Annotated in this window: 16 protein-coding genes; 3 read left to right on the forward strand and 13 right to left on the reverse strand. The window is 65.2% G+C overall.

Translation table 11 applies throughout. The features are described 5' to 3' along the window. Nucleotides 1-484 precede the first annotated feature (484 nt). The 5 genes from AC0J42_RS07235 to AC0J42_RS07255 all read right to left on the reverse strand — a co-directional run bounded on the left by AC0J42_RS07235 (nt 485) and on the right by AC0J42_RS07255 (nt 5,083). Complete coding sequence (locus AC0J42_RS07235; protein ID WP_473005639.1) at nt 485-1,474, reverse strand: ABC transporter ATP-binding protein; 990 nt, start codon at nt 1,472-1,474, stop codon at nt 485-487. Nucleotide 1,475: 1 nt separating this feature from the next. Further along, nucleotides 1,476-2,273, reverse strand: a complete 798-nt coding sequence (locus tag AC0J42_RS07240) for an ABC transporter permease (protein WP_473005640.1) — start codon at nt 2,271-2,273, stop codon at nt 1,476-1,478. After that, complete coding sequence (locus AC0J42_RS07245) at nt 2,260-3,102, reverse strand: ABC transporter permease (protein WP_473005641.1); 843 nt, start codon at nt 3,100-3,102, stop codon at nt 2,260-2,262. The genes AC0J42_RS07240 and AC0J42_RS07245 overlap by 14 nt, the downstream gene beginning before the upstream one ends. Continuing rightward, nucleotides 3,099-3,905: an alkaline phosphatase family protein gene (locus AC0J42_RS07250; RefSeq protein WP_473005642.1), complete on the reverse strand. Its 807-nt coding sequence runs from the start codon at nt 3,903-3,905 to the stop codon at nt 3,099-3,101. The genes AC0J42_RS07245 and AC0J42_RS07250 overlap by 4 nt, the downstream gene beginning before the upstream one ends. A 113-nt stretch (nt 3,906-4,018) precedes the next feature. Continuing rightward, complete coding sequence (locus AC0J42_RS07255; RefSeq protein WP_416422947.1) at nt 4,019-5,083, reverse strand: ABC transporter substrate-binding protein; 1,065 nt, start codon at nt 5,081-5,083, stop codon at nt 4,019-4,021. 343 nt (nt 5,084-5,426) lie between these two features. Between AC0J42_RS07255 and AC0J42_RS07260 the strand changes: the two genes are divergently transcribed. Continuing rightward, nucleotides 5,427-6,146 (forward strand): UTRA domain-containing protein, encoded by a 720-nt coding sequence (locus AC0J42_RS07260; RefSeq protein WP_416422948.1) that lies wholly within the window; start codon nt 5,427-5,429, stop codon nt 6,144-6,146. On the opposite strand, the gene AC0J42_RS07265 is transcribed toward AC0J42_RS07260, so the two are convergent. From AC0J42_RS07265 to minC, 8 genes are all read right to left on the reverse strand, one after another. Continuing rightward, a complete protein-coding gene (locus AC0J42_RS07265; protein WP_416422949.1) occupies nt 6,121-6,603 on the reverse strand; it encodes an MEKHLA domain-containing protein in 483 nt (160 codons plus the stop codon). The two genes, AC0J42_RS07260 and AC0J42_RS07265, sit on opposite strands and share 26 nt — an antisense overlap. A gap of 89 nt (nt 6,604-6,692) precedes the next feature. Continuing rightward, nucleotides 6,693-8,858, reverse strand: a complete 2,166-nt coding sequence (locus AC0J42_RS07270) for a mechanosensitive ion channel family protein (RefSeq protein WP_473005643.1) — start codon at nt 8,856-8,858, stop codon at nt 6,693-6,695. 80 nt (nt 8,859-8,938) lie between these two features. Next, the gene (locus tag AC0J42_RS07275; RefSeq protein WP_416422951.1) at nt 8,939-9,106 is read right to left on the reverse strand and encodes a hypothetical protein; all 168 of its coding nucleotides are present in this window, start codon (nt 9,104-9,106) and stop codon (nt 8,939-8,941) included. A 173-nt stretch (nt 9,107-9,279) separates the two neighbouring features. Beyond that, nucleotides 9,280-10,569: a M18 family aminopeptidase gene (locus AC0J42_RS07280; RefSeq protein ID WP_416422952.1), complete on the reverse strand. Its 1,290-nt coding sequence runs from the start codon at nt 10,567-10,569 to the stop codon at nt 9,280-9,282. A 179-nt stretch (nt 10,570-10,748) separates the two neighbouring features. Further along, nucleotides 10,749-11,384 (reverse strand): RluA family pseudouridine synthase, encoded by a 636-nt coding sequence (locus AC0J42_RS07285; protein ID WP_027977289.1) that lies wholly within the window; start codon nt 11,382-11,384, stop codon nt 10,749-10,751. A gap of 89 nt (nt 11,385-11,473) precedes the next feature. Beyond that, nucleotides 11,474-11,725, reverse strand: a complete 252-nt coding sequence (gene minE / locus AC0J42_RS07290) for a cell division topological specificity factor MinE (protein WP_008366588.1) — start codon at nt 11,723-11,725, stop codon at nt 11,474-11,476. Beyond that, nucleotides 11,725-12,537: a septum site-determining protein MinD gene (minD, locus tag AC0J42_RS07295; RefSeq protein ID WP_027977290.1), complete on the reverse strand. Its 813-nt coding sequence runs from the start codon at nt 12,535-12,537 to the stop codon at nt 11,725-11,727. Before minD ends, minE begins: the two co-directional genes overlap by 1 nt. A gap of 139 nt (nt 12,538-12,676) precedes the next feature. Next, nucleotides 12,677-13,420 (reverse strand): septum site-determining protein MinC, encoded by a 744-nt coding sequence (gene minC, locus AC0J42_RS07300; protein WP_416422953.1) that lies wholly within the window; start codon nt 13,418-13,420, stop codon nt 12,677-12,679. 112 nt (nt 13,421-13,532) lie between these two features. Here minC and AC0J42_RS07305 point away from each other — a divergent pair, with 112 nt between their 5' ends. Both AC0J42_RS07305 and AC0J42_RS07310 read left to right on the forward strand, forming a co-directional pair. Continuing rightward, nucleotides 13,533-14,468: a lipid A biosynthesis lauroyl acyltransferase gene (locus tag AC0J42_RS07305; protein ID WP_416422954.1), complete on the forward strand. Its 936-nt coding sequence runs from the start codon at nt 13,533-13,535 to the stop codon at nt 14,466-14,468. 113 nt (nt 14,469-14,581) lie between these two features. Further along, entirely contained in the window at nt 14,582-15,718 is a 1,137-nt protein-coding gene (locus AC0J42_RS07310; protein ID WP_473005644.1) for a patatin-like phospholipase family protein, read from the forward strand. Nucleotides 15,719-15,793: the final 75 nt, after the last annotated feature.

Consider the following 15,793-nt stretch of genomic DNA (forward strand, 5'->3'; position numbering starts at 1 on the left):
AGGGGCAAGCCTTTTTTGGTTACTTTTTGAGGCGTCTGTCAAAAAGTGACTCGGCGTAAGGCCGAAAAGGTGATTGTGCATCACCCTCGGTAATGGATATGTTCACGATATGTGGATCCCGCTTTTGAGGGTTTCGGACATATCCATTTTCGCGGTGCGATCACCGACCGTTTCGCCCTTACGGCGACTCACTTTTTTTCAAACGCCAAAAAAAGTAAGCAAAAAACGCTTGCCCCTGCTTGGGCCCTCCGCTGCGCTACGGGTCCCCTCCTTCCGGCGCCGCTCAACGGGCAGACGGCACCCGCTATAGAAGCGGGCGGGTTACCGTCTCTTCGGCCTGCGGCCTCGGCCCTTCGGGCAGCCCGTTGAGCGACGCCTCCAGTCGGCCCTGGCGCTTTACGGGGCATACAATCAAAAGCCAGATCAAGATCAAAAGCCAGATCACAAGCAGATCAACAGCGGATCAACATCAAAAGCTCTTTTGTCAGGCTACCTCACAAAGTGCCTGTGCATCGATAGCCAGCGACACCCGTTGCCCGTTGGGCAGCAAATCGCTCGCCGAGCGGTTGAGCACGTCCACCACCAATTCCACGCCACGCGCATGCACCCGGTAGCGAATCACGTTGCCCAGCAGGCTGTGGCTACGGATCTCGCCTTCCAGCTCGCCGGTCAGGCTCAGGCTGATGGCCTCCGGGCGGATGGCCAGGCGGGTGTGTACCGGGCGTTGCAGCAGTTTGCCGGCCTGGTCGCTGTCGAGCAGGTTGTAGTTGCCGATGAAGCCGGCGGCGAAGGCGTCGGTGGGGGCGGTGTAGAGGCTCTGGGCGTCGCCGCTCTGCACGATCAGGCCCTTGTTCATCAGGAAGATGCGGTCGCTCATGGTCAGGGCTTCTTCCTGGTCATGGGTGACGAAGATGGTGGTCAGCCCCAGTTCCTGCTGGATGGCGCGGATCTGTTCGCGCAGGTGCTTGCGGATGCGCGCGTCCAGCGCCGACAGCGGTTCGTCCAGCAACAGCAGGCGCGGGCGGGTGACCAGCGAGCGGGCCAGGGCCACGCGCTGGCATTGGCCGCCGGACAGCTGGTGCGGGTAGCGGTTGGCCAGGTCGTGCAGCTCCACCAGGCGCAGGGCCTCGTCCACGCGCTGGGTGACCTGGTCCTTGGCGACTTTCTGCATGCGCAGGCCGAAGGCCACGTTCTGCTGCACGGTCATGTTGGGGAACAGCGCGTAGCTCTGGAACACCATGCCGATGTCGCGCTTCTGCGGGCTCAGCGGCACCAGGTCGTGGCCGTCCAGCAGGATGCGCCCGCTGTTCACCGGGGTCAGCCCGGCGATGCAGCGCAGCAGGGTCGACTTGCCGCAGCCCGAGGGGCCCAGCAGGGTGACGAATTCGCCGCGGGCGATGGTGAAGTTGATGTCGCTGAACACCGGGGTGTCGCCGTAGTGCTTCTGCAGTTGTTCGACGCTGACGAAACTCATATCAGTCTTTGTCCTTGGTCAGGCGGTTGGCGGCCCAGGTCAGCACCAGCACGAACACGAAATAGGAAATCACCAGCGCGCTGTTGAAGTGCCCGCTGCTGTTGCGCATGTTGTTCAGGTACACCTGCAGGGTCTCGTAACGGGTGCCCACCAGCAGGTTGGCGAACACGAACTCGCCGAACAGGAACGAGAACGACAGCAGCAACGCCACCAGCAGGCCCTTGCGCAGGTTGGGCAGCACCACCAGCAGCGCCGCCTTGAAGGTGCTGGCGCCCAGCAGGTGGGCGGCGTCCATCAGGTCGCGCAGGTTGATGGCCTGCAGGTTGTTGGTGATGGCCCGGTACATGAACGGCAGCGCCACGGTGAAGTAGCAGCCGATGAGGATCCACGGCGTGCCGACCATGGCCATAGGCCCGGAGCCGTACAGCTGCAGCAGGCCCACCGACGACACCACCGGCGGCACCGCGAAGGGCAGCAAAATGAGGATGTTCATCAGCGCGTCCAGGCGCGGGAAGTGGTAGTGCACCACGAACAGCAGCGGCAGGATCAGCACCACCGACAAGGCCAGCGAGCCCACGCAGACGATCAGCGACTGGCCGAAGGCGTGCAGGAAACGCGTGTCGCTCCACAGCTGCACGTACCACTGGAACGTCAGGCCACTAGGCAGGATGGTCGCCGACCAGCTGGTGGCCAGGGAGTAGAGCAGGGTGCCCGCCAGGGGCAGCAGCAGGATCAGGAACAGCAGCCACACCACCACGCGGTGGTACAGCGCCGCCGGGCTGGCTTCAGCGCGCGACATGGTAGCTCCTCTTGAGTAGCCACTGGTGGACCACGGTGACCAGGGTCATCATGCCCACCAATATCATCGCCAGGGCGGCGGCCAGGTTGGGGTTCAGGCTGATGTCGCCGGCCACCATGGCGGCGATGCGGATGGGCAGCACGTTGAAGTTGCCGGTGGTCAGCGCGTACACCGTGGCGTAGGCGCCCAGGGCGTTGGCCAGCAGGATCACGAAAGTGCCCAGCAGCGCCGGGGTCAGCACCGGCAGGCCGATGTGCCGCCAGTACTGCCAGGCGCTGGCGCCCAGCAGCGCGGACGACTCGCGCCAGTCCTCGCGCAGGGCGTCGAAGGCCGGGTACAGCAGCAACACCCCCAGGGGTATCTGGAAGTAGGTGTAGAGGATGATCAGCCCGGTCTTGGAGTACAGGTTGAAGTCCTCGATGATGCCGGCCTGCTTGAGGATCATGGTCAGGCTGCCGTTGAAGCCCAGCAGGATGATGAAGGCGAACGCCAGGGGTACCCCGGCGAAGTTGCTGGTCATGTTGGCGAAGGCGCTGACGAAGTCGCGCAGCTTGGAGTCAACCCGGCGCAGGGAGTAGCTGCCCAGCACGGCGATGATGATGCCGAACAGGCTCGACCAGAAGCTGATCTCCAGGCTGAACTGCATGGCCTGGCGGTAGAAGCGCGAGCTGAAGGCGCTGATGAAGTTGTCCAGGTTCCAGCCGCTGTCGGTCTGCAGGCTGTGGATGGCCACCCACAGCAGCGGGGCGATCTGGAAGATGAAGAACACGGCGGCGAAGGGTATCAGCAGCAGGATGGCCCAGCCGCGCCCTCTGGTTGGCTGGCTCACTTGAGCAACTCCCGGCACAGCGGTTTGTCGTGGGGCACGCCCAGCAGCTCGCACAGCGTGCCGCACAGCTCGGTCTGGCGCGGGCGTGCCGCGGGGTCGAGGCTGAAGGCGTCGCCCAGCACGAACAGCGGCACTTGCCGTTCTTCGGGCAGCAGGCCGTTGTGGGAGCGGTCGTTGTTCATGCCGTGGTCGGCGGTAATCAGTACCTGGTAGCCGGCGTCGAGCCAGCCTTGCAGGTAATCGGCCAGGATCACGTCGGCGCCGCGGGCGCTGTTGCGGTACTGGGCGCTGTCGAGGCCGTGCTTGTGCCCGGCGTCGTCGATGTTCATGGGGTGGATCAGCAGGAAGTCAGGCTGGTGCTTGAGACGCAGGTCCTCGCCGTCGGCGAACAGGTGCGAGTCGGGGTAGTTGTCCGCCCAGTAGAAGTGCCCGAACTGGATGGGCAATTGCGGCGCCTGGGTGTGGCGGTCGCGGGCGGCATTGAACGGCGAGCGGTTGTACAGTTCGCTGACCCAGTGGTAGGCGGCCGCGGCGGTGACCTTGCCGGCCGCGCTGGCGTAGTGGAACACGCTGCGCTGGTTGGACAGGCGGCTGACGTTGTTGTGCACCACGCCGCTGTCGATGGGCGCCACGCCGGTGAGAATGCATTCGTACAACGGCCGCGACAGCGCCGGCAGCTCGCACTCAAGCTGGTACAGCGCGGCCTTGCCGGCACCGACGTAGGCCTGCAGGTGGCCCATGGCGTGCTCGGCGACCTGATGGCTGAGGCCGTCGAGCAGGACCAGGAGGGTTTTGTGGGGCATGGTTTCGCCTCTGAGTACTCTGTTGCCAGGGCTTGCACAGATGTGGGAGCTGGCTTGCCAGCGAGCTTTTCAGTGCCCCCAAAAGCTCGCTGGCAAGCCAGCTCCCACAGGTATCAGTTCATCTCGATGATGACCTGCTCGTTCCACTTCTGCGGCAGCTCCTTGGAGCTCTTTTCCCAGGCGTCGGCGTTCTTGATCGGCTTGGCGTTCTTGTACTGCTCGTTGGGCAGCAGCTTGGAGGCGACGTCATCCGGCAGCTTCAGGTGCTCGGCACGAATCGGCCGGGCATGGCCGCGCGCCAGGTTGAACTGGCCTTCGTCGCTGAAGATGTATTCACGCGCAAGCTTCGCCGCGTTCGGGTGCTTGGCGTATTTGTTGATGATGGTGGTGTAGCCGGAAATCACCGTGCCGTCGGAGGGGATCAGCACCGTGAAGCGGGTGGGGTCGATCTTGTCGCGGTAGCTCAGGCCGTTGAAGTCCCACACCACGCCCACTTCCACTTCACCCTTTTCCAGGGTCTGGATGGTGGGGTTGGCCAGCGACAGGCGCTTCTGCTGGGCCAGCTTGGTGAACAGCTCCAGGCCCGGCTGCAGGTTGCTTTCGTCGCCGCCGCGGGCAATGGCTGCGGCCAGCACGCCGTTGGCCGCCTGGGCCGCGGTGCTCACGTCACCGATGGCCACCTTGTACTTGCCTTTCTCAAGGTCCGCCCAGCTCTTGGGCGCGTCTTCATCCTTGACCAGCTGCTTGTTGATGATGAAGGCGATGGTGCCGGTGTAGGCCAGGGCCCAGTGGCCGTCCTTGTCTTTCGCCCAATCCGGCACCTGGTCCCAGGTGGTCGGCTTGTAGGGCTGGGTCACGCCCTGCTTCTCGGCGATGGGGCCGAAGGCGGCGCCCACGTCGCCGATGTCGGCGCTGGCGTTGTCTTTCTCGGCGGCGAACTTGGCCACTTCCTGGGCCGAGCTCATGTCAGTGTCCATGTGGGTCAGGCCGTACTTGGCCAGCAGCCCCGCCCAGGTGCCTTTCCAGTTGGCCCAGTCATCGGGCATGCCGACGCTGTTGACCGCGCCTTCGGCCTTGGCGGCCGCTTCCAGGGTGTTCAAATCGACGTCGGCAGCCATGGCGTTGATGCTCATGGTGATGCCCATGCCTACCAGTGATGCCAGGAAAAGCTTTTTCATCCGAAGCTCCTTGGGCGCGTTCAGCGAACGCTGGTTTTTATCTGGACGGTGTCGCGAGGTGGTCTAGATCAGCAAGACCTGAGCCAATCTAGGTGGGGGTGATGACAATTTGATGTATGGCGGGCTGGCGCGGGCCTTGCAGCGGCCTTGGCGCTGCCCGTGGGGAATAAGCGTAGTTCAGATTTAACTGCCTGATCTGCAACGGCTTGCGCTGCTTGATGTAGGGCTTTTCCGCGATGCTTGTCATCCCGCGGTCATTTATTTTGCCTAGGCTGCAGCCATGGCCCACCGCCGCCAGCGCTGCCCCTTTTTGTCGCTGGTCTAGTCCAGACAGGTTGAAACGATGCGTAACAGTGCACCCCGAGCCGTCACCGCCATCTGCCAGGCGCTGCAAGAGCAAATCCAGCATGGCCTGCTGGCCGCCGGTTGCAAGCTGCCGGCCGAGCGCAAGCTCAGCGAAGTGTTCGACACCACGCGCATCACCCTGCGCGAGGCGCTGGTGCAACTGGAGGCCCGGGGGCTGATCTACCGCGAGGAGCGCCGCGGCTGGTTCATCTCGCCGCCACGCCTGACCTACGACCTGATGAAGCGCAGCCACTTCCACGCCATGGTCCGCGAGCAGGGCCGCGAGCCGTCCACCCAGCTGCTGTCAGGCCGGCTGGTGCCCGCGTCGGCGGCGATCTGCGCCAACCTGCACTTGCCGCCGCTGTCCAGCGTGATTCAGCTGTGCCGCACCCGCTGCATCGACCAGCGCCTGGTGCTGTACGTGGAGCACTACCTGAACCCGCAGTATTTCCCCGGCATTCTCGAGTTGGACCTGAACCAGCCGCTGACCGAGATCTACGCGCGTCACTACGGCATCGAGTATGGCCGGGTGCGTTTTGAAATGGCGCCAACGGCGCTGCGGGCCGAGGCCGCCAGTGCGTTGCGGGTGTCACTGGGCAGCCCCGGGTTGCGCATCACCCGGGTCAACCATGACCAGCAGGGGCGGCTGATCGACTGTGACCTGGAGTATTGGCGGCACGACGCCATCCGGCTCAGTGCCGATGTCTCGCCGCCTTGATTTCCACTTCCGTCAGCCAGAACAGCGACGCCTGGCCGATGCGCAGCGACGCCTCGGGCGGTGACAGTTCCCAGATCTCGCCGTCGTAGATCTGGAAGGTCTGGCCGCTGCGCGAGTAGCGTTCGCCCTGGTAGTTGAAGCTGTAGCCGGCCTTGCGCACGCGCTCCAGGTAATGCTGGCGCGCGGCGCGCTGCTCGGGCGGCGAGCTGAGCTCCGAGACCATGCCGATGAAGCTGTCCAGCGGGTAGTCGAAGCAGCGCAGCGCCTGGCGGTTGGCGTAGATGAAGCGCGGGTTGTCACTGCCGTCGTGGGCCAGCAGGCCGTAGGGCGCCTGGTCGTGCACCCACGACAGGTCCACCGGCGCGCCGGGGATGGCCATGGGCAGGTGCTTGCCGGTGTGCCTGAAATACGCCTCGTCGATTTGCATCAGCTGGCTGGCAAGGTCGGGGCCAAGCATCGCGGGTTCCCTCTACTGCACTTGGAAGAAGTCGAAGCCACAACGCTAACCCGTGTGGCGCCCTAGGTCTATTGTCGGATCGGACAAACTCAGGTCGAAGGTGCAGCGGCCTCCGCTGTCACCGTGCCACCGGCACTGGTCACCACCTGCACGCTCAGGCGCGGGGTGGCCAGGTCCAGGCCGGACTCGTCCAGCTGGCGCTTGAGCGCCAGGTTGAACGCCCGCGACACTTCCCATTGCTTGATGGGCGCGGTCTTGAAGCGGGCACGCAGGATGGCTGTACCAGACTCGAAACTTTCCACGCCCTGGATCTCCAGCGGCGACCAGATGTTGCGCCGTTGCAGCGGGTCGGTGCGCATTTTCTGGCCCACGTCGCGCATCAGCTTGATGGCGGTGTCGATGTCCATGGTGTGCGGCACGTTGACCCGGAAGATGGCATAGCCGAACTCCCGCGAGTAGTTCTTGATGCTCTTGATCTCGCTGAACGGAATGGTGTGGACGATACCGTCGATGTCGCGCAGGCGCACGGTGCGGATGGTCAGGCCTTCCACCGTGCCCAGGTGGCCGCCGACGTCCACGTAGTCGTCGATGGCCAGGGAGTCCTCGATGATGATGAACAGGCCGGTGATCAGGTCGGCGACCAGCGACTGGGCGCCGAAACCGATAGCCAGGCCAATGACGCCGGCACCGGCCAGCAGCGGCGTGACGTTCATGCCCATGTTGGCCAGGGCGACGATGGCGGCGATGATGAAGATGGCGATGAACAGCACGTTGCGGATCAGCGGCATCATGGTTTGCGCGCGGGCGTTGGCCAGGCCCTTGCGCGAGTGCGTAAGGGCGTGGTGCACGGCGGTGTCGGCCAGGATCCACACCAGCCAGGCCAGGATCAGCGTGCCGGCCAGGCTGAACAGCTTGACGCTTATGTCATGGCCGTCGCCCTCGGTGAAGCGGATCAGCGACATGCCCCACACCCGCAGCCCCAGCTCGATGAAGCACAGCCAGATCAACAGGTGCACCAGGGTGTAGCCGAAGTTGCGCAGGCGCTCGGAGTACACCGCGTGGCGTTTCATGCGCTTGTGCGGCCGCACCGCGTGGCGGCGTACCAGGCCGTTGCAGACCATGCACAGCACCAGCAGCACCGTGCACACCAGCGACTGGCGCAGCACCGTGCTGGTGTCGCCGGCGTCGATGAAGGTGGCCAGCAGCGAGATGCCCACCAGCACCAGCGCCGGCAGGTACCAGAAGGTGCCGAGGATCTCGATGGTGTCGCTCAGCGCGCGGCGGGTGAGGCGCCGGGCCAGCGGCTGGTTGCGGATGAGGTGGGCCACCGGGCGGCGGAAGCGCAGTATGAACATGCCGGTGCACAGCGCCGCCAGCATGTTGGCCAGGGTGGCGGCGGTGTGGGCCAGGTGCGAGCCCAGGCTGGCCACCAGGCGCGGGTCGTTCAGCGCCTCGCCGAAGGCGGCGAAGCTGCCGATCAGCCACAGCGGCCGGAACGCCTGGTGGCGCAGGATGTACAGGGCGCGGTGGCGGTGCGGGCCGTCGAGCAGCGAGAAGGCCACCACGCAGATGGCCGAGAAGCAGGTGCCCACCACCAGCGCGTAGGCCAGCACCATGGCCAGGTCCTTGCCCAGCGACGAGGGCAGGGCGTAGCCCACCCACACGGTGATGATCAGCGCCACCAGCCATGGCCCCAGCTTGCGCAGGGCGAAGCGCAGCAGGTCGAGGGTGCGCGGGTGCTGGGGCAGTTCCTCGCTGAGGCCGAAGCGCATGCGGATGTGGTGGCTGATCCAGTTCAGGGCGTAGGCCAGCAGGCTCCACACCAGGATGATCAGCACGAAGCCGAAGATGATCGGCGGCCACTGGGCCACCGGCAGCATCAGGTCGGACAGCTCTTGCCCGGCCTGGTCGAACTCGTTGGACCAGCGGTTGAACGGGCTGTCTTCGCCGGCGAACTGTTTCTCGAACTGCCCCAGGGTGCTGCCAATCAGCCCCAGCACGCCTTCTTCACCGGCCGGCTGGGCCTTCTTGGTGGTGTCGCGCAGGCGCTTGAGGTCGGTGAGCAGTTGCGTGCGCTGCTGGTCGTTTTCCAGGGAGTTGATCACCTGGTCCAGTGACTGCGCCAACGGCTCGGTGGGTTGTGGCTGGGCTTTCTGGCCGCTGCCGAGCAGGCTCGGCAGGCCGGCCGCCTCAGCCTGTGGCAGCACGGCCAGCAGGCAGGTCAGCAGGAGGAAAAACAGGGCAGGCAGACGCAAGGAGACAGACACTCGACAATGAACCCAGGGTAATTCTTGATCGAGGGAGTGTACGAGGCGCCAAGGCCCAAGGCGAGCGGTTATGCGCCGATTCGCACGAGGATTTTATACAGGACTATTCCGAGCAGGCAGAGCATGCCGAGCCAGAGCATCAGCACGCCGATATTGCGTTCGCGCAGGCTGAAGCCGAAGGTCAGCAAGCCGAGGCTGGCACTGACCTGGATGAGCAGGGAGGTGAATTCGTCCATGACCGTTGTCCTTGTGCGAGGGGGCCTGTACTAAGTTTAGGCCCGCCAGCGCAGCCGGGTTTGATCCGGATCATGAAATTTACCCCGTAGCAGCTGCCGCAGGCGGCGTCCGGCCCTGACGCGGTTCGGCGCCATTGGACGCGGCCTGCGGCCGCTGCTACGGGGTGGCGGGATTACGGCAGCTCGCGGCTGCGGTAGAACGCTTCCAGCACTTTCACCAGGTGTGCCAGGTCCTGGCTGCCGCACAGCTCGCGGATGGAGTGCATGGCGAACGTCGGCAGGCCGATGTCCACGGTGCGCACGCCCAGGTGGCTGGCGGTGATCGGGCCGATGGTGGAGCCGCAACCCATGTCGCTGCGCACCACGAAGCTCTGCACCGGCACTTCCTCGGCCATGCACAGGTGGCGGAAGAAACCGGCGGTCTCGCTGTTGGTGGCGTAGCGCTGGTTGCTGTTGACCTTGATCACCGGGCCGGCGTTGAGTTTCGGGCCGTGGTTGGCGTCGTGCTTCTCGGCGTAGTTGGGGTGCACGCCGTGGGCGTTGTCGGCCGACACCAGCAAGGAACGCTGGATGGTGCGCACGAAGTCGTCGCCGTCGGGCAGCAGGCGCCGCAGGGTCTGCTCCAGCATCGGGCCGTCGGCGCCGCAGGCCGAGCACGAGCCGATCTCTTCGTGGTCGTTGGCCACGAACACGCAGGTTTCCTCGCTGTCGGCGTTGAGCAGCGCCTGCAACGCGGCGTAGCACGACAGCAGGTTGTCCAGGCGCGCGCCGGCGATGAACTCGCCGTGCAGGCCCACCACCGCAGCGTTCTGGGTGTCGTAGAAGCTCAGTTCATAGTCCAGCACCACGTCGGCGTTCAGGCCGTGTTCGCGGGCCAGCTGGTCGGTGAGCAGGGCGCGGAAGTCCGGGCGTTCGTCGCCGGCCACCTGGGCCAGGATCGGCGGCAGCTCGGTCTGGGCGTTGATGGCCCAGCCCTGGTTGGCTTCACGGTTGAGGTGAATGGCCAGGTTGGGGATCACGGCGATCGGCAGCTTGAAGTCGATCAGCTGGCTCTCCACCTTGCCGTCGCGGCGGAAGGTGACACGGCCGGCCAGCGACAGGTCACGGTCGAACCACGGCGCCAGCAGCGCGCCACCGTAGACTTCCACGCCCAGCTGCCAGAAACCCTGGCGCTGCAGCTCGGGCTGCGGCTTCACGCGCAGGCACGGGCTGTCGGTGTGGGCGCCCACCAGGCGGATGCCGCCCAGCAGGGGCGAATGACGGCCCAGCTTGAAGGCGATGATGGAGGAGTCGTTGCGGGTCAGGTAATAGCGCCCGCCGGCCACGGTGGCCCAGGTGTCGCGCTCGTCGAGGCGTTGGTAGCCGGCCGCTTCCAGGCGCATGGCCAGGCTGGCGGTGGCGTGGAAGGGCGTGGGGGAGGCCTTGAGGAAGTCGATCAGGCCCTGGTTCAAAGCTTCGCGCATAGTTGGCTCCAGACAGCAATGGCGCGAGTTTAACGTATTGAACGCAGCTGTGGGCGCGTTTGTAGCCGCTGCCGTCAGGCTGCGCTGGCCCGCTTGCACACTGGAGATCTTCAGTGTGGTTGAGGGCCAGCGCAGCCTGCGGCAGCGGCTACGGTGGAAGGTTTCAAGGCAGGGCGCCGTCAGAACGGCGCGGGGCACTCGAAGCGCACGCGTTCGCCCGTGGTGGGGTGGGTGAAGCTCAGCATGCTGGCGTGCAGGCACAGCCGCGGGTACGCCGCCAGGGCCTCGGGGTGCGCATACAGGCCGTCGCCCAGCAGCGGGTGGCCGATGGACAGCATGTGCACGCGCAGCTGGTGCGAGCGGCCGGTGATTGGCGTCAGCTCTACGCGGCACCAGTCGCCGCAGCGCTCCAGCACCTTCCAGAAGGTCAGGGCGTGCTTGCCCTGCTCGTGGTCCACCACGTGGCGCGGCTTGGTGGGCGGGTCGTAGCGCAGCGGCAGGTCGATGCTTCCACTGTCCAGTTCCGGCTGGCCCCAGGCCAGGGCGGTGTAGGCCTTTTCGGTTTCGCGGTCATGAAACTGCCGCGACAGCTCGCGGTGGGTGTCGGCGTCGCGGGCCAGCAGAATGATGCCCGAGGTTTCCCAGTCCAGGCGGTGCACGATGCGCGCCTCGGGGTAGCCGTTTTCCTGCAGGCGGGTGATCAGGCAGTCCTTGTTGTCTTCGGCACGGCCAGGCACCGACAGCAGCAGGGTCGGCTTGTTGATCACCAGGATGGCGTCATCCTGATGCAGGATGTGGATGTTCGACAGCGGCATTGAAATTGTCTCGGTAGAAACGCCAACGGCGATTGTCGGTATTCCCACCAGGGGACACCGGCAATCGCCGCGGGTGCTGCCAGGCCGGGTTAGCGGTCAGGCAGGGTGATGTTGAGTTCCAGGATCGAGCAGCTGCCCTGGTTTTCCAGCGCCACCTGTACGTCCTCGTTGCCGATATTGACGTACTTGCGGATCACTTCCACCAGCTCCTTCTGCAGGGCAGGCAGGTAGTCCGGGGTGCTGCGCTGGCCACGTTCGTGCGCCACGATGATCTGTAGACGCTCTTTCGCTACCGACGCGGTATTGACCTTTTTGGAACGAAAGAAGTCAAAAATGCTCATCAGTTACCCCCAAAGAGCCGCTCAAAGAATCCTTTCTTCTGCTGTTCGAGGAAGCGGTGTTCCACGTTCTTGCCCAGCAGTCGGTCGACGGCGTCGCTATAGGCCTGGCCGGCGTCGCTCTGGTCGTCGAGGATGACCGGTACGCCCTGGTTGGAGGCCTTGAGCACCGCCTGGGACTCGGGAATCACGCCCAGCAGGGTCACCGACAGGATCTCCTTGACGTCTTCCACGCCCAGCATCTCGCCCTTGCTCACGCGCTCGGGGTTGTAGCGGGTCAACAGCAGGTGTTCCTTGATCGGGTCTTCGTTGCGCTCGGCGCGGCGCGACTTGCTGGCCAGCAGGCCCAGCATGCGGTCCGAGTCACGTACCGAGGACACTTCGGGGTTGGTGACGACGATGGCTTCGTCGGCGAAGTACATGGCCAGGTGGGCGCCAGTCTCGATGCCCGCCGGGGAGTCGCAGACCACGAACTCGAAGGTTTCCTTGAGCTCCATCAGCACTTTTTCCACGCCTTCCTTGGTCAGCGCGTCCTTGTCACGAGTCTGGCTGGCCGCCAGCACGTACAGGTTCTCAAGGCGCTTGTCCTTGATCAGGGCCTGCTGCAGGTTGGCTTCGCCGTTCACCACGTTGACGAAGTCGTACACCACGCGGCGTTCACAGCCCATGATCAGGTCGAGGTTGCGCAGGCCCACGTCGAAGTCGACGATGACAGTCTTGTGGCCGCGCAGGGCCAGGCCGGTACCGATGGCGGCGCTGGTGGTGGTCTTGCCCACACCACCTTTGCCGGATGTAACCACGAGAATCTTGGACAAGGTGTATCACCCCTAATGAAAAAGGATTGCTAGTCCCTGAATGAAAGCATGACTTGTAAACAACTGCAGTCGGCCGGCCGTGATAATGGCCGTTTGCCGCCAAGTTTAAAAGTTGTACGGAAAATGGCGGCAGTATCCGTTAAAGGCGGGTGATGTTCAACACATCACCAGACAAGCTGACTTGTACGCCTGCCCCCCACAAGGGGTCGCGGCGCAGGTCTTCCGAGACCTTGTACTGGCCGGCGATGGACAACAGCTCGGCACCCAGGTGCTGGCAGAAGATGCGCGCCTTTGTGTCGCCCTTGATACCCGCCAGGGCCCGGCCGCGCATTTGGCCGTACACATGGATGTTGCCATCGGCCAGAAGTTCCGCACCGGAGCTGACGGTGGCCATGACCACCAGGTCGCCCCCCGGAGCATAGACCTGTTGGCCGCTGCGCACCGGCAAGGTAATGATTTTCGTCGGATTTACCACCGGCGCCGGCGGTTTCTCCGGCGGCTTGGGCTTGGGCGGCTCCAATTCTATCGGCCGTTCACGCGCGCCCGACGGCGGCAGCACCGGCAGGTCGATGGCGATGGCGGCGGCGATGTCCTCGATGCGGCTGGCGCGAATGGCCAGGGTGCGCAGGCCATGCTGGCGGCACACGCGCATCAGGCCCGGCAGGTCGACCGCCCCTTCACTGGCCGGCAGCTTGTCCAGCGCCAGCACCAGCGGGGTGTTGCTGAAGAAATTCGGGGCCTGGGCAACCTTGGCCGCCAGCTGGCGGTCCAGGCCTTCAAGGTTGTTGCGGGCCAGTTCCAGCACGGTGATGGCGAGCATGCTGCCCTTCAGCTGGAACACGTTTTCCTGGTCTAGCGGTTCGGTCTGGCTCATGGTCGGCAAAAAGGCGCCTTGTAACGAAAAGTGCCGAGACTTATAACGAGAACGCCCGCCAGCCGCAAGCCGGGCGAACCCATGTAGAATGCGCGGCCATGTTGTCTGTCCGGAATCTGTAATGGATCGCCCGCGTTTTAACCGAACCTTTCTTCACCCCCGTTTCTGGCCGCTGCTGCTGGGCCTGGGCCTGTTGTGGCTGGTGGTGCAGCTGCCGTACCGCGCCTTGCTGGTGATCGGCCGCCTGCTGGGCCTTGGCATGTACCGCATCGCCGGCGAACGCCGCCGTATTGCGGCGCGCAATCTGGAGCTGTGTTTCCCAGAACTACCGCTCGTCGAAAGAACCCGTTTGCTCAAGGAAAATTTCGCTTCCACCGGCATCGCCTTCTTCGAAATGGCCATGAGCTGGTGGTGGCCAAAGGCCCGCCTGGCGCGGCTTGCGCACATCGAAGGGCTTGAACACCTGCAGGCTGCCCAGCAGGCCGGCGAGGGTGCCATCCTCATGGCGCTGCACTTCACCACCCTGGAAATCGGTGCCGCATTGCTGGGCCAGCGCCACACCATCGACGGCATGTACCGCGAGCACGGCAACCCGCTGTTCGACTTCGTCCAGCGCCAGGGCCGCGAGCGTCACAACCTCGATTCCCTGGCCGTGGAGCGCGAGGACGTGCGCGGCATGCTCAAGCTGCTGCGCAAGGGCCGCGCCATCTGGTATGCGCCGGACCAGGACTACGGCGCCAAGCAGGGCATTTTCGTGCCGCTGTTCGGCATTCCGGCGGCCACGGTCACGGCCACGACCAAATTCGCGCGGCTGGGCAAGGCCCGGGTGATTCCCTTCACTCAGCAGCGTCTGGCCGATGGCAGCGGCTACCGGCTGGTGATTCACCCGCCGCTGGCGGATTTCCCCGGCGAGAGCGAAGAGGCCGACTGCCTGCGCATCAACCAGTGGGTGGAAGCTTCCATTCGCGAGTGCCCGGAGCAGTACCTGTGGGCACACCGGCGCTTCAAGTCGCGGCCGCCGGGCTCGCCTAGACTCTACGAAAAGCGCCGCCGGTAGCCCGTCGCAGCGACTGTCTTTGTGGGAGCTGGCTTGCCAGCGAGCTGTTGGGGCCCTGAAAGCTCGCTGGCAAGCCAGCTCCCACAGGATGTTTGCCGCTACAGGAGCACGCAATGCCTGCAATCACAGGGCTGATCCTTTCCGGTGGTGGCGCCCGCGCCGCCTACCAGGTGGGCGTGCTGGCGGCTATCGCGCAGCTGCTGCCCGCCGACGCCCCCAACCCCTTCCCGGTGATCGTCGGCACCTCGGCCGGCGCCATCAACGCCGTGACCCTGGCCAGCGGCGCCCGCCAATTCGTGCCTACGGTGCAGCGCCTGGAAGCGTTCTGGCGCGGTTTCGCCAGCCACCAGGTGGTGCGCAGCGACTGGCCCGGCGTGGTGCGCCAAGCCAGCCGCTTCATCCGTCACAGCCTGCTGGGCATTGGCGGCAACGTGCCGGTGGCGCTGGTGGACAACGCCCCCTTGGGCGCGCTGCTGCGCGAGCGCCTGGACCTCACCGGCATCGAGGGCGCCCTGGCCGCTGGCGCCCTGCACGGGGTGGCGGTGACGGCGTTCGGCTACAGCTCCGGGCAGGCAGTGACCTTCTACCAGGGCAGCCGCGGCATCCAGCCCTGGCTGCGCCACCGCCGTATCGGCGTGCCGGCCCGCTTGAGCGTCGAGCACCTGTTGGCCAGCGCCTCCATCCCCCTGCTGTTCCCGCCGGTGCGCATTGGCGATGACTTCTACGGTGACGGCGCCATGCGCCAGTCCGCACCCATCAGCCCGGCGCTGCACCTGGGCGCCGAGCGGGTGCTGGTGGTGGGCGTCAGCGGCAACGCCCGCGGGCCGGACGGCGGCCAACTGGCCGGCAGCGACCAGCAGCCGAGCCTGGCGCAGATCGGCGGGCACCTGCTCAATAGCGCCTTCATCGACAGCCTGGAAGACGACCTGGAACTGCTGCAGCGCCTCAACCAACTGGGGCGGTTGTTGCCGGCCGACGTGCACAGCGCGCCGCTGGGCTTGAACCCGGTGGAGGTGATGGTGGTGTCGCCCAGCCAGCCGCTGGACGAGATCGCCGCGCGGCACCGGCATGAACTGCCAGCGGCGTTGCGCCTGTTCCTGCGCGGGCCGGGGGCGACGAAAACCAGTGGGGCGGGGTTGCTGAGTTACCTGCTGTTCGAGGCGGGGTATTGCAGCGAACTGATCGAGTTGGGGCGGCGCGATGCGCTGGCCAAGCAGGCCGAAATCCTGGCCTTCCTCCAACCGCTATAACCGTCTGTGGGAGCTGGCTTGCCAGCGAGTTTTTCGGGCCTCAACAGCTCGCTGGCAAGCCAGCTCCCACGGGTG

It is taken from the genome of Pseudomonas sp. Tav-5-1A (assembly GCF_055755055.1).

Excerpts from the sequence above, each read along its gene's own strand:
- AC0J42_RS07305 (WP_416422954.1), top strand. The coding sequence starts at position 13,533 with ATGGATCGCCCGCGTTTTAACCGAACCTTTCTTCACCCCCGTTTCTGG.
- AC0J42_RS07255 (WP_416422947.1), bottom strand. The coding sequence starts at position 5,083 with ATGAAAAAGCTTTTCCTGGCATCACTGGTAGGCATGGGCATCACCATG.
- AC0J42_RS07310 (WP_473005644.1), top strand. The coding sequence starts at position 14,582 with ATGCCTGCAATCACAGGGCTGATCCTTTCCGGTGGTGGCGCCCGCGCC.
- AC0J42_RS07275 (WP_416422951.1), bottom strand. The coding sequence starts at position 9,106 with ATGGACGAATTCACCTCCCTGCTCATCCAGGTCAGTGCCAGCCTCGGC.
- AC0J42_RS07250 (WP_473005642.1), bottom strand. The coding sequence starts at position 3,905 with ATGCCCCACAAAACCCTCCTGGTCCTGCTCGACGGCCTCAGCCATCAG.
- AC0J42_RS07265 (WP_416422949.1), bottom strand. The coding sequence starts at position 6,603 with ATGCTTGGCCCCGACCTTGCCAGCCAGCTGATGCAAATCGACGAGGCG.
- AC0J42_RS07260 (WP_416422948.1), top strand. The coding sequence starts at position 5,427 with ATGCGTAACAGTGCACCCCGAGCCGTCACCGCCATCTGCCAGGCGCTG.
- AC0J42_RS07280 (WP_416422952.1), bottom strand. The coding sequence starts at position 10,569 with ATGCGCGAAGCTTTGAACCAGGGCCTGATCGACTTCCTCAAGGCCTCC.
- AC0J42_RS07285 (WP_027977289.1), bottom strand. The coding sequence starts at position 11,384 with ATGCCGCTGTCGAACATCCACATCCTGCATCAGGATGACGCCATCCTG.
- minE (WP_008366588.1), bottom strand. The coding sequence starts at position 11,725 with ATGAGCATTTTTGACTTCTTTCGTTCCAAAAAGGTCAATACCGCGTCG.
- AC0J42_RS07240 (WP_473005640.1), bottom strand. The coding sequence starts at position 2,273 with ATGTCGCGCGCTGAAGCCAGCCCGGCGGCGCTGTACCACCGCGTGGTG.
- AC0J42_RS07235 (WP_473005639.1), bottom strand. The coding sequence starts at position 1,474 with ATGAGTTTCGTCAGCGTCGAACAACTGCAGAAGCACTACGGCGACACC.